Here is a 12,943-nt window from a genome sequence, read left to right as displayed (position 1 = left end):
TTGTACATAGGGGTGAGTCATGGGAAACGCTTTAGCTACGGGTCAAGGTGGGGTGGTGACTACGGCGGAAGTGACTGAGGCGGGATTTCGCCGGGAGTCCTTGGGTAACCTCGTGAATGAAGGAAAGTTAGAACGGTACAGTCGCGGGATTTACACTGTCGTTGACGAATGGCCGGACGAGATGGTGTTGTTGCAGCGGCGGTACACGCGGATGGTGTTCTCCCATGAAACCGCCCTCTACTTGCACGGGCTAGCGGATACGGCTCCGAGCCGTTACACGGTGACGGTTCCCTCGGGATATAACCCCCGCAGTCTGGCGGACCAGGATTTGCAGGTTTACCGCTGCAACCGGAAACTGTATCCGTTGGGATTAACAACGACAGTCACTCCGTATGGCAATGGGGTGGCGGCGTATGACCGGGAGCGTTCATTGTGTGACCTGTTCAGGGGGCAGGACGTTGTGACGGAGCAGATAAACTTTGCCATGCGGGAATATCTGGATTCACCGGAGAAGAACTTACCAAAACTGACAGACTATGCGGCGAAGCTGCGGGTTGCCGGTCGGGTTGATACCTATTTGAGGACGGTACTGTGAAGAACATGATGCAGCTGAAAGCCCTGGTGAAGAACTACGCCAGGAAGTACGGACTCAACGAGCCTGTCACTATGCAGGTTTATATGATGCAACGCTTGTTGGTGCGGATAGTCGCGTCGGAGCACCGGAATGATTTGGTGGTTAAAGGTGGTTTCCTGATGGGAGCCTTGGCAGGCTTCGAGGCTAGGTCAACCAAAGACCTCGACACGACCGCTTGGCATACCGCAGTGAATGAAGAATCCGTGCGGCTGATGTTTACCGAGATTTGCGGTGTGGATGGTGGAGACGGGATTACTTTCAAAGTTGAGGGTATCAAAACCATTACTGAACAACGCCGCTACCACGGAGTCAAAGTGAATCTGGTTGCGGTTTACGAGGGGATGCGGGTTCCTTTGTCGGTTGATGTCACTGCTGGTGACCCGATAACACCAAATCCGGTGAAACGGGTATTCCCGCTGATGTTGGAAAGCGAGGTCGTGGAAGCCTGGTCTTACCCCACTGAAACGGTACTGGCAGAGAAGCTGGAAACTGTACTGTCACGGGGAACCGCCACCAGCAGGGCGAAAGACTTTTACGACCTTTACGTGATTGCTTCCATTCCGGATTCTTACGATGCCAGGCTGCTAAAGGAAGCGTTGCGGAACACGACGGAGGCCAGGGGAACTTCGCCTGTTATGGACGATGCGGCGGCTACGCTTCGGCAAATCGAACAGAGCAACAACCTGCGGAAGACTTGGCGGAGCTTCCAGGAATCCAACCACTACGCCGCAGGCATTACCTTTGAGGATTGCTGCCGAGTTTTGGGGGATTTTGTTGAGGAGTTGCTCTAATTCCAGATGCTGCTTATTCGACTTGGGGGGGCATGACCCCTCAAGCCCCCCAAGTCACCACTCAAGTCGAGAGACTGTTAGAGAAGTTAAAAGCAGGTCAGGAATTATCTGCTAAAGAACTAATAGACTCTTTGAGATTAGCGAGTTGTGCTTACTTCCGTAAGGCGTATATGGTACCTGCCCTAGAATCAGGCTTGATAGGAATGACTATTCCCGATAAGCCGCAATCGTAGAACCAAAAGTATCGAATTTATCGGTATCTGTATGACTTAATTTGCCAATTAAGCGTCCGGTGGTACACCCGGAAATTCTGGTGTTGATATTTACGCTATTGCTTTAACGCGGTGTTTTTCAATGTATTCAGCAACATCTTCGTGGCTGAACCTGATGTACCCGTCATCTACAAATCCGATTTGGCGGCGGTCTTTGAGGAGATAAACCTTTGAGCGGGAAATGTTAAGAATTTCGGCAACCTCGGTTGCTTTAAGCAGTTTTTTGTTTAGCTCAGTCATGTTTTGTCCTTTCTCTTGTGTGAACTTATAGGCAGTCACCTTTCTTGTGTATCGAGCCTTTTTTTAAGCTCTAGTTTTATTATGCAATATAAATGCGTTTGAACCAACGATTTGGGTCTGAACTTTACCGTACACCCCCTGTGCCGCCCTGGTCTCCGTCCTGGTCTTCCCGGTGTCCTTGTTGTACACCTCATAAGTCGCTTTCGGCAAGAACTGTTTCGGGTTGGACGCGACCACTACTGGTTTCGCTATCGTTAACGTGACCGGGGTGCCGTCGCGTTTCATAGTGATACGTCCGGAGGAGTCCACGAACCTGGTTTTCGCGTTGCCTTTCTCATCAGTCGCAGTCAGTTTCACGGACTTCACGCCCCCGACGGTCTGCCCCCAGTCGGAGACGAACCCGTTGGCGTTGCCGAACAAGGTCGGCCTGGACGGGATTAATGCGGACTTCTCATCTGTGGAATTTTTCAGGTTAGAAAGGTTGGATTCGCATCTGACGGCTGTGCCGGAGATACCTACACCGGGCACCGCGAGACAGTCGGACATGTTGTAGGCGTAAGGTAAGCCGGTACGCGGGTTAACTATTTCCTTTTCCGGTATTTCCGCCCCGACGCCTTTACGTCCCGAATCGTAGTAGAATTTAGAATCGTCGAAGTTGCAGGTGTTCATCAGGTCCATGGTCTGGTAGTACTGCTCTTTCGCTTCCTCACCATTTAAGTTGTTGTCTACGATGGCGGTGCCGTCGGAATCAATAGTCATTATCGGGTTAATAACTTCAGACCACACGTAGCCTTTCCAGCGTCCGAACGCCCCCGGGGGGAACGGGATGAACTGGGATTGCACGTCCACCCCGCCCTTCTTAGGCACCCCGTTCGCGGCGGCACGGTGCGTAGTAATGCCGTATTGGAGAGAACGCCCGAAAGTAATCGTGTTGTCCGACTTGCCGCCCTTGCCGAAGTTAGAAGACTGCCCGGCAGAAACCGAGTCTATCCCGTCCAGACCTTTAAAGAACGTGTCCGCTTTCGTCACGTTTTCCGCGTAGCCTTTCAAGGGGTTCACGAGGGGTTTCTCGAAGATTTCCCGGTTCTTCTTTAGGTCTTCCGGTTCTATCTTGTCAAGGTCAGCCCCGTCAATCATGCCTTTCGTGGTCGCCTTCCACACCCAACTGCGGTAGTTTTTGTTACCGATACGGGTGTTTTCGCCGCCCGAAGAAGTGTTCCATACGTACGAGGTTCCGTCGTTGCCGTTCTCGTCAGCCTGCGGCAGCCCGCCTTGTTTAGACAAGGTGTCGGAGCCGAACTGTCTTTCCCTCGCCCCCTTCAGAATCATGTCCCGGTCTGCCTTTTCAAGGAACCCGGAGTCCACCATGTTCTTCAGGGCACCCTCCATGTCGCCGGTCTCCGTGTCCTGATGGAACACTGGCTTCCCGTCGCCGTCCTGTACGTATTTCCCAGTGCCGATAGGGGTGGTTCCGAGGTCGTCGCCGGGTTTATGTAGTCCGTCTTTAAAGTCGCCTGCGGCAGCCTTCATCTGTCCTTCGTTACCGAACTGGAAGTAGGAGTTGTCGCACGCCCATACTAAATCAGCGTTGTTTCCTAAAACTCCCGTCTTATAGTTCAGTTTCGGTTCGCTTTCTCCCTGGAAACCGGTGCCCACACCTTTCGCGGCGTTCTTGTAAAACTCAGAGTTCTTGTACTCGTCTGTCTTGTCGTAGGGCACCCCGAAATCAGTCATCACCTGAGAAGTATCCGGGTCATCAGAGTTGGTTTTCGCCCAGTGGATACGGTTCTTCCCAGGAGTCATGTCGATAGACCGGTCGCCGAACTCAGTCTTCTTCAACAGCATGTCGCGGGTCTGGTTGTTCGAGGTCTTCGGCCCGTCAATCTGGTCGCTCCACGCCTGGACCGCAGTCACGCAGCGGCCAGCCGCACCCGCGTCAGTCGCGGAAGCTTTAATACTGAATTTGTAAATACAACCGGGGGATGCCATCACGTAGTTGGGGTGGGACTTCCACCATTTATCCATCTCGTTCCAGATTTGACCGCCACGCTTCACCGCAATGTATTTCGAGGACGCACCATCGCCGCCTCCTAAGTCGGCAGCCGCGTAGGCCCCGCCGTCCCAATTGTTGATAGAGCTATTGGTTTCCTTGATGTAGTTCTCGAACGGCATGTTCACTCCCGGAGAGTAGTAGTCACAGGCTTCACGCCCGACCGGGGTTTGAGTCATGCCCGCACCCGCAACCGAAATCAGTTGCACGTCGACTTCCGGCTTAAAGTTGCGGTTCGGGAAATCCTTGGGGTACCTCTCAGTAAAATATTGATGCAGGTCACGGTCGCCCATCCGCCCGTACTTATATTTCAAAAACGCTTCAATAATGGAGTTGCCTTTCAGCTCCTTACGGATGCCGCGTTCAGTATCATCCAACATCCAATCACCCGGAGCCCGGCACAGTTCACCTGCCCCCTGAACCTGTCCTGGGGCAAAGTACCCCACGGTCAAACGGCGGTGGACGTCAACGGAGCGGTATGCTTCCAGGCACTTGTCACGCACTCGCTCGCCCTTAGAGTTGGTCGTGTAAGACCACTCGGTGCACTTGCACAAGCCAGGGGTAGGCGTGCCACCGGCGGGCTGATTGGCGGGAACCATGTTCCCGGTGCCGGAGGGCGGGGCTTTAGGAACGTCTGGTGGTGGGAGTGGGTCGACCGGGTCAGGTACAACCTTATTGAATATTTGGCTGTCCGGCTGGTCGCTGAATTCCAGGTAAGCCTGTCCTTGGGCTTTCCACTGGTCCCATTTGGCGCCCAGCTTCGCATACCACGAGGGCGGAGCTCCTTTCCCACCACCTTCTGTAGTGGACTTCAAGCTGCCAGAGGCGTTCGCCTGGGGCAGGTCTGTCGGATTTTCGGTGAACGGCGTTATCGAAGCCAGGGCAGTCACCGACAACGCCCCCGCAGCAATAACCGCCAAAAGTTTATTTCTGATGGTTCCCATTTCTATCTCCTCGCTTCCAAAACCGGGAAAACAACCGAGCCTTTGTACTCCTAATATCGTTCGACACGGGTTTTTCGGGGCACCCAACCGACAGGGCAAGCAAAAACCCCGGTCGCTATGGGAAGCAACCGGGGTTTGCCGTATTCACTTATCAGTTAATGACCGCGTACTTGTCGGGGTTAGCGGCTTCCCCGCCAATGAACACCAGATTCTTAGTACCAGCCGGAACCTTCAAGGTATCGGAGTTGGGATTTGCCAAAACCAGCAACTGTCCGGTGGAAGCTGCCAGCGGACCCGCAGCAAGAGCATCAGCAAAATTCGTGCCTACGGCCACCATCACGGTGTCTCCGCCTCTCCATACCGACCAATTCACCAGCTTGTTCGCCGTGTCATACCGGTCTTTCCCATCAAACCAACCCGACATGGACACGCCCATGTTCGCCATCAACTTGTCGGTTTGCGCCCCTACCGCGTACGGCCGGGTTCCCGCCACCACGCGATTCACCTGCTCCGGGGTATCCGCCAACACTACTGCGGCTCCAATCTTCGCCGCGACAGCGGAGGCAGCTAGGGCGTCAGGGAAATTCCTACCGGTCGCCACGAACACATGCGGCTCGCCCCGAGCATTCAGCTTCAACTTGCCAGTGTTCTTCATGTGCTCGTATACCTTGAACGCGGTGTCGTACCTGTCGGTTCCGGCAATACGTTCCACCTGGATTCCCGCTGTTTTCAGCGAATTCTCTACACCTTGGCTGACAGCACCGGTTCCGCCAACAATAGTGACCTTGCTGGTTCCCACGGACTTCAACTTGCTTAGAGTCTCCGGTTCGATAGCGTTCGTGCCCATGGTTAGGACTACGCCGGACTTGCTGGCACCAGCCAAGGCACCCGCCACGAGGCCGTCGGGGAAGTTGCGACCTGTCGCCAGCACCACATCGGACTTGTTCTGTGCGTTATCTAGCAACATTGTGGATGTCGAGACGCGGGTAATGCCGCCGATACGCGACTTGCCTACTTGGATGCCCTGCGGCTTGGGCTGTTGGGGCTGTTGAGGTTGCTGGTTGCTCAATGGCACCCCATGTGCTTGCAGCCAAGAATATACGGCGGAGTCGATGAGGGCACCGGCAACGGAATATTTTACTGAAACTTTACCACGAAAGGTGCTGGTTTCAGTAGGATTCTTAGCGAGCACAGCAAACAAGTTGCCATTTGCGTAAATTCCGCCACCCGAATCTCCATGTTCTACCAGATTACCAGCCGTAGTCCATACAGATTCGGAGTAACGAGAATCACCATCAAAACTAAGTGTAGTTTTTCCACCAGGTACAGCACAGGAGGCATTGTATTTTTTGCCGTCGACTGCGTTTCCATTGTTATCGATTAAACGTTGCCCACACGCCGTAATTTGCATAGATGGTATTTGGTCTCTAATAGTGTCTACGTTCACGACATTAGCAATGGCCCCAGACAAAGGTGTCTTTGTGGTGATTAAAGCAAGGTCTCTTCCGTCCGGGTAGACTGACCAAGAAGCTATGTTCCCGCCATTGTGATACAACTTGAGCGAATTAGAATCCCATATATTCATTCCGGAATCTGATGTAATCACGACACCTGCATTAGGATTACCTACATAATAGCAATGTGCTGCTGTTAGCACATGGTAAGGAGAGATTTTAGTACCGGAACATGACGCCCCATTGTAGTTTATTTGCACCATCGATATGTCCTGCCCCCATTGCGGATTGTTCCCGACGCTAAAAGCTACAGTAGGCACCCCCATTGCTGCTAAAGTTAATCCAACGAAAAAAGCAGCTGCTCTCTTACTTACTGGCTTCATTTTCGTCTCCTTTCCTTGCCCGGTCGGCTTTTCCGACCTCCTGATAAAAATTCTACGATTGGTTCCACGAAAAATAAAGGAGCTGTAGCCAACCACGCCCCTTCCTGCGGTTTTACGGGGAAAGCAACCCCGGTCACCGTAAAAAGTGACCGGGGATTTGCCGTCTCATGATTTCGCTGTTTTCCTTATCGCCAGCCGCATCCCCGCCCCGCCCGCCGCAATCAGCAGCGGGGATACTCAACTCGCCGCTGTCGCCTGCGGGGAGTTTTCTGGGGCTGCCGGAACGTTCGGGGTTTCGTTCACCCCGGCGACCACAGGATTCTTGGGCTCCGGGAGCGTGGTTCCGGGCTGGCGTGTGGTGGTTGCTCCCTAGGTTCCGTGAGCGGATGACTTAAAAAAGCCTGGGTCGCCTCCCGGCTTTTCGAGCAGCCAAGGGAGACAACCCAAGACATTATTGAGTTTATTTTTTGGCTTCTAGTAGTAGGAGCCCTGTCTACGAACACCCGTTCCGTTACTGCGGAGCGGGTGTTCCCACTTTCAATAATATCATGTCATCCGCCTCCGCTTCAGGGATAATTTCGCCAGTGAGCCGATTCCGTCCAAAACATCCGAAACCCGCAAAAAAGCAAACCTGGGATTCCTTTACCGGCGGGCGGCTGCTCTTTATACTTAATCTTGGCTCCTCAAAGCCGCTCATCCCCTTTTCCAAACGAGTACACGAAAGGCGAACGAGCGACTGAAAGGAGGTGAGCAAGATGCCTAAACAGAAGCGAAAGCCGAGGACGAAGGCGGATGACGACGCGAAAACCCGGATTACCGTGGAGCTGATTAGGAACTCCGCGAAAATAATCGGGCAATCGTTGAAGTTATCGAGTCATTCCGTGACGGATGACTCTGAGCCACCGGCGGGCGTCCTATTTTTGAACTTGATGGGGCGTCCGCCGTCCACTATCAAGAATATCACGTCACTCGCCTCCGCTTCAAGGATAATTTTGCTAGGCGGCGTCAGCTCGCCGGTCAGGGGCAACAGTTCCGTCTCCCATTCCTGTTCCTGTGCCTATTTCAGTTCCGGGAGCCTCCCCAACTTGAGGTGCCATTTTGACACCTCAAGATTTCGACTTCATCAGGGGTCAGCTAAAACATGAAGTCTTCCCCCTCAAACTTTTCGATGTTGCGTTTCGCCTGACGAATAAAGTCCCGGCGTGGATTTCATCCGCATAGATTTCCAGAATGCCGCTCACCGGCTGGAATCTTAGATTATTCTTGTAAGCAATGTTCGCTTATATTAAGAATTTAAGATACTGTGCTGCTGTTAATACATGGTAAGGAGAAATTTTGGTTCCTGAGCACGCGATACCGTTAGACCAAATCTGCACCGTCGGTATGTCCGCCACCACTGCGGATTATTTCCGACCGTTGTCGATAACCTCCCAAAACCTATTAGGATGTTACCTGATTCCCTATTCTTCGAATCCCCTTTTGCCTATCAGGCTACTAAGGTTGGTTTGATTCTCCCAGGGCTTAACTTCCCCGCAACGGACGGGTAGTTCGCAAGATTAAGTGCCGCATTAAAATCACGGTCAATCACTAAACCACAATGCTCGCAGGTATAGGTACGTTCGGCAAGAGACAAGTCTCGCTTCTTGAATCCGCAGCCGGAACAGGTTTTTGACGAAGGATACCAACGGTTAGCTTTCACCAGTTCAATACCTGTTTCTTCACACTTCTGAGCAAGTTTGGTCGCGAATTCTGCAAACTTTTGACTAGCGATAGACTTAGCCAAATACTTGTTTCGCAGCATTCCTCTTACATTCAAATCCTCAATCACAATCCGTTTGGGTCTTGCGGAAAGTATGTCCTTGATAACTTCATTAATGTAAGTCGAACGTATATTGGTTAGTTTCCTGTCTATTAGTGCAACTTTACGCTGTAGCTTGTTTGAGTTAGACGTGCGGACAAACTTCGTCCCTTGCTTGTTCGATTCTAACTTCTTAGACAAGCGGCGTTGTAAGTGGCGTTTGCGTTTCTCTAGCTTCTTCACCTCCTTAGAGTAGTTGATGTTTGAAAATACTGTGCCGTCAGAAACAACGGCAAAGTTCTTGATTCCAAGGTCTATACCAAGAGTATCTCCGTGTTTACGGGGTTTAGCTGGTTCGGTTCCCGTTTCATAAGCATAGGACAAATACCAGTATTTACCGTCCCAAACAACATGAGTATTCAGCACATAGCCAGGTATTTTCCGAAACTTTACATAAACAGGCTCTTTGATTCCGGTAATTTTCACCCCGTTTTTGGTGGTGTGAAATCTCTCTGTTCTTTGGTAGAAACTTGCTTTTGAAGGCTGTTTCTTGTGGAAGCGTGGGAACCCAGCTTGTTTCTTAAAAGCCTTGGTTCTAGCCTTATCAAAGGTTTTTGTTGCCCGATACACAACAGATGCGGGAATCTCTCGCAACCATTCATAACCTGGCGTGTTGTCTCTCAAGTCTCGCAAATGCTGGCGTAACTCTAGCTGTTTTATCAGGTCGGTACGTCCTGACTGATATTGTGCCTTGCAATAGGCGACACATTCGTTATAGGCAAACCTAGCCGCACCAGCATAACGGAAAAACGTTTGTGCTTGTTCTTCCGTTGGGTACAGCCGGATTCGCTTACCTTTAAGCATTGTTTACGCCAGCCCTAGATACTCGGTGAATAGTTTTCGTATTTGGCTAGCGGCGACGCGATACGGAAGTTTACCCTCCTGTTTGCAACGTATATTTTTGCTCATGGGAGCTAATATCGTTGCATTTATTGTTTGCGTAGTATGGATTTTGATTAGCTGTTAATTAACACCTAATCCTGGCTCCCAGATGCCACCCGCCCCATCCGCATTGTCTATGTGGCGTCGAGATAGGCAGAAATATCAAAGTCGAAGAAAAGACGGAGACAAGATGACTTGATAAAAGTCTTGGTCACTTTCCTTAGCTATTCGAGCAGCTAAGGAAGGTGACCAAGACATTATTGAATATATTTTTGGCTTCTAGTAGACAGGAGCCATGTCTATGAGCACCTGTTTCGTTACAGCGGAGCAGGTGCTCCCACATACAAGAATATCACGTCACGTTGTCGATAACCTCTCAAAACTTATTAGGAAGTTATCGACAACCGTCGAACGTTCTCCCCCGCCCCCAACCTGGCGGGGGGTAACGTTACCTCATCTGTTTCCTCGACCTGCGTGCTGCCACGATGCCGAGCCCGGCCATGGCACCTACCAGTGCGAGGGAGGTAATAGCGACGCCGGTTTTCGCAAGCGTCCCGGCGGAGGCACGCGGCCCGATGTTGCCGCCGACGTTATTACCCCCGGAGATGTCGGCATCAGGATACCCGTCCCGCAGCCCGTCTGGGACCTGCGGGGCGTTTCTCAACGCCTTCTCGATTTCTTCCGGGGTGCAGGCCACTATTTTGATGGTTCCGGTCTCAGTAGCGAGGTTCCCGGCTTTGTCGCGTGCCGTGAACTCCGGATGGTAGACGGTTCCCGGTTTCGCTTTCTTGCCTAGGATTCCGAAGAATTGGCGGTCTTTGATGAAGTCGGCGTGGGAGTATTTCAGCCCGTCTGGGGCTCCCGTCGTATTAGTGACTTCCACGGCTCCGTTGCGTGCCGAGTCCAGAATCTGTATCGGGTAGGTGAGGTTCACCATTGTTTCGCAGGCGGGCAGGGAGAGCGGCTTCGGCATGACTATCATCGGCGGAGTGGTGTCTACAACGTTTACCCTGACCTGTATGTCGGTCTTATTGCCTGCTGAATCGGCGACACGCCAAGTGGAGTTGTAGACTCCGATGTCACGCGGCTTGCCTTTCAACACACCGTCCTGGCTGAGCTCCGTATTATCGGGCAGCTTCCCGGAAGCCAAAGAAACCAGGGGCTTCACACCGGGATTGTTGTCTTTCACGTTGATTTTCAGCTCGATGTCGGTTCCGGCTTCCACGGTCCACTGGATGTGCCCGTTTACCGTCTTGGAGCCTTCCCCGCCGGTCGCTTTCGGGGCGGTGGTGTCGATGATGTGGAACAGAATAGTAAACCTAGTAATGTTGCCGGACGGGTCTGACAGGGTGGCGTGAGTCGTGTAGTCCCCGGTCTTAGTCGGGGTGCCCGAAATGGTTCCGCCTTTACGGTCGGGGGCGAATTGCAGTCCGTCGGGCAGCGGCCCGAACTCCAGGCGTGGGGTCTCGCCGGAGTTGTCGCTGGTTTCCAACCTAATCGGGTTTATCGGGGTTCCAACTTCTAAAGTGTATTCGGCGTTGTGGTCCCGGGTATCTTTGCCGTCTATCGTGACGGTCGGCGGGGTGGAGTCCGTCACGACAATCACCACGACGGCTTTCGCCTCGTTGCCGGACTCGTCTTTAGCCGTCACGTCAACATGGTATTCCCCGGGCTTGTCGGTGGAGCCGGTGATGTTGCCGTCCGCATCAATAGTTATCCCCGGCGGCAGTTGCCCCGGATTATCCACATTCACCGTGGTTTTACCGCCGGAGTTGTCATTAACATTGATTTTCTTGTTGCAAGGCTTGCCGGTCTCGCATCTGAAGGGGCCGCCAGATATAGTCGGCGGAGTGGTGTCCACAATGTTTATCACAACCTTGTCCGTGTAGGCGTTGCCTGCACGGTCGGTGACTGTGACCGGGAACTCCCGTACCCCCGGGGTGCGGGCTATGACCGTCACTTTCAGAGTAGTAAGCCCCGTGGCGGGGTCCTGAACTACCTCAGTGGCGATGTTTTGAGCCGCGTTGTTTTGCGGCATCTGCCCCATTTCTAACGACGGCGGGAAGCCGTCGTTGTCGCTGAATTGCAGTTCCACCTCGTTCTTAACAGAGGTTTCCCCTGTTAACTGCGGGTCACCGACCATGGACGGCAGGGTCTTGTCCAAAACAGTCAGGTAGTACCTGGCACCGACAGAGGTGTTGCCCGACGGGTCGGTCACTTTCACGTCTATCGGGTAAATTCCTGGCTTCTTCGTCATGCCGGAAATCAGCCCGGTGTCCTCGTCGTACCCTATCCCTAAAGGCAGCCCGCTGATGTCATATTTTAGGTCGGACTCGGAATTGTCTGTGGCGACAATCTGCCTGGTATACACGTCCTCCGTGGTGGTGGTGTCGTCATTCAGCACATGCAGCCCGTCGATAACCACAGGATTGCCGTGTTCGTCTTTGATGATTTCGGGAATCTCGGGCGGGGTCGTGTCGATGACTTTCAAGGTGAACACTTTCGGATTAGTAGAGTTGCCCGCCAGGTCACGGGAAACCACCGTCATCTTGTTGACGCCGTTGTTCCTGGCCAGCTCCGGCAGGATAGTCCCGGACAGGGTGTAGGACACGTCGTTCCATCCCAGGCCGCGAGGAATCCCTTCCAGCGTCACTTTCGGCTTGTTGCCGGAATTGTCCGAAACGTTCGGGAACGTGTAGGAGAAGTTGTCCCCCGTGTTTGCCGTCTGGTCAGTAAACGTGATTTGCGGCTCGGTGCCGTCCGAAATCGTTACGGTCATCAACTTGTTGCGGACGTTGCCCGCCTGGTCTTTCGCGGTGACGGTCAGGCGGTACGGGGTTTGCAGGAACGTGTGCGGCTCCAGCCTGCCCGTAATCATCTTCGTGAACTTGTCATATTTCAGACCGTCCGGCAGCGGGCGAGAGAAAGACACATCCGGATTAATCCCGGAATTGTCGCCCGTGACCAGCTCGAAACTGACCTCCCGGCTGACCTGCCCGGGCTGCGGCTCCAGCCGGTCGGTTAATCCCGCGAAATCGGTGGTGCCGATGTCCGGCTCCGTGCCGTCCACCACAGTAATCCGGAAAGACTTAGAGGACTTGTTGATTTCATGCGTCGGGTGCCCCGGAATGATGGTGTCTTCGGCGTTCACCGTCACATCAAAGGTTTTCCCGGTTTCGGACGGGTCGATGTTCCCCGAAATACCGCTCTTAGTCCAGGCGAGCCCTTTCGGCAGACCGGTTACTGAACTGACAATATACACCCCGGAATTGTCAGTGATTTGGAACGGAATGCTCACCCGGTTCTTGCCGGGGGTGATTTTAGAGTCCGTCTTCAGGGTTTTGTCTGAAATGGGCTGGATGACCGGGGCGGTGGTGTCGGAGACATGGATGTTGAACTTACTCACCGTTCCCCTACCGGTTGTATTAGCCCTCT

Annotated in this window: 9 protein-coding genes and 1 pseudogene; 4 read left to right on the top strand and 6 right to left on the bottom strand. The window is 53.0% G+C overall.

The features are described from left to right. Positions 1-19: 19 nt before the first annotated feature. From Q0V70_RS09520 to Q0V70_RS09675, 3 genes are read left to right on the top strand one after another with little or no spacing between them, the layout of a single operon-like run. Positions 20-595, top strand: a complete 576-nt coding sequence (locus tag Q0V70_RS09520) for a type IV toxin-antitoxin system AbiEi family antitoxin domain-containing protein (RefSeq protein ID WP_297591204.1) — start codon at positions 20-22, stop codon at positions 593-595. Between the two features lie 5 nt (positions 596-600). Beyond that, positions 601-1,425 (top strand): nucleotidyl transferase AbiEii/AbiGii toxin family protein, encoded by an 825-nt coding sequence (locus Q0V70_RS09515; protein WP_279105855.1) that lies wholly within the window; start codon positions 601-603, stop codon positions 1,423-1,425. Between the two features lie 32 nt (positions 1,426-1,457). Then, positions 1,458-1,658: a Fic family protein gene (locus Q0V70_RS09675; protein ID WP_353616764.1), complete on the top strand. Its 201-nt coding sequence runs from the start codon at positions 1,458-1,460 to the stop codon at positions 1,656-1,658. A 90-nt stretch (positions 1,659-1,748) separates the two neighbouring features. On the opposite strand, the gene Q0V70_RS09510 is transcribed toward Q0V70_RS09675, so the two are convergent. From Q0V70_RS09510 to Q0V70_RS09495, 4 genes and pseudogenes are all read right to left on the bottom strand, one after another. Beyond that, a complete protein-coding gene (locus Q0V70_RS09510; protein ID WP_004013795.1) occupies positions 1,749-1,976 on the bottom strand; it encodes a helix-turn-helix domain-containing protein in 228 nt (75 codons plus the stop codon). Between the two features lie 24 nt (positions 1,977-2,000). Further along, positions 2,001-4,931: a hypothetical protein gene (locus Q0V70_RS09505; RefSeq protein ID WP_297591200.1), complete on the bottom strand. Its 2,931-nt coding sequence runs from the start codon at positions 4,929-4,931 to the stop codon at positions 2,001-2,003. Between the two features lie 151 nt (positions 4,932-5,082). Further along, positions 5,083-6,000 (bottom strand): cell wall-binding repeat-containing protein, encoded by a 918-nt coding sequence (locus tag Q0V70_RS09500; RefSeq protein WP_297591226.1) that lies wholly within the window; start codon positions 5,998-6,000, stop codon positions 5,083-5,085. 129 nt (positions 6,001-6,129) lie between these two features. After that, a pseudogene (locus Q0V70_RS09495) lies at positions 6,130-6,648 on the bottom strand (trypsin-like serine protease); the annotation flags it as partial. 277 nt (positions 6,649-6,925) lie between these two features. On the opposite strand from Q0V70_RS09495, the gene Q0V70_RS09490 reads away from it, so the two are divergent. Beyond that, entirely contained in the window at positions 6,926-7,141 is a 216-nt protein-coding gene (locus Q0V70_RS09490) for a hypothetical protein (protein WP_297591192.1), read from the top strand. A gap of 1,113 nt (positions 7,142-8,254) precedes the next feature. On the opposite strand, the gene Q0V70_RS09485 is transcribed toward Q0V70_RS09490, so the two are convergent. Both Q0V70_RS09485 and Q0V70_RS09480 read right to left on the bottom strand, forming a co-directional pair. After that, positions 8,255-9,430 carry a transposase gene (locus tag Q0V70_RS09485; protein WP_297591189.1) on the bottom strand — a complete coding sequence of 392 codons (1,176 nt, stop codon included), beginning with the start codon at positions 9,428-9,430 and terminating at the stop codon, positions 8,255-8,257. A 526-nt stretch (positions 9,431-9,956) separates the two neighbouring features. Continuing rightward, positions 9,957-12,914, bottom strand: a complete 2,958-nt coding sequence (locus Q0V70_RS09480) for a putative Ig domain-containing protein (protein WP_297591186.1) — start codon at positions 12,912-12,914, stop codon at positions 9,957-9,959. Positions 12,915-12,943 lie beyond the last annotated feature (29 nt).

The sequence above is a fragment of the uncultured Mobiluncus sp. genome (assembly GCF_947087965.1).
Taxonomy (GTDB): Bacteria; Actinomycetota; Actinomycetes; order Actinomycetales; family Actinomycetaceae; genus Mobiluncus.
This window is presented reverse-complemented; position numbering and strand designations above follow the sequence as displayed.

What these genes read in the sequence shown, in the direction of transcription:
- Q0V70_RS09520 (WP_297591204.1), top strand. Translation starts at nt 20, where the DNA reads ATGGGAAACGCTTTAGCTACGGGTCAAGGTGGGGTGGTGACTACGGCG.
- Q0V70_RS09515 (WP_279105855.1), top strand. Translation starts at nt 601, where the DNA reads ATGATGCAGCTGAAAGCCCTGGTGAAGAACTACGCCAGGAAGTACGGA.
- Q0V70_RS09675 (WP_353616764.1), top strand. Translation starts at nt 1,458, where the DNA reads ATGACCCCTCAAGCCCCCCAAGTCACCACTCAAGTCGAGAGACTGTTA.
- Q0V70_RS09505 (WP_297591200.1), bottom strand. Translation starts at nt 4,931, where the DNA reads ATGGGAACCATCAGAAATAAACTTTTGGCGGTTATTGCTGCGGGGGCG.
- Q0V70_RS09485 (WP_297591189.1), bottom strand. Translation starts at nt 9,430, where the DNA reads ATGCTTAAAGGTAAGCGAATCCGGCTGTACCCAACGGAAGAACAAGCA.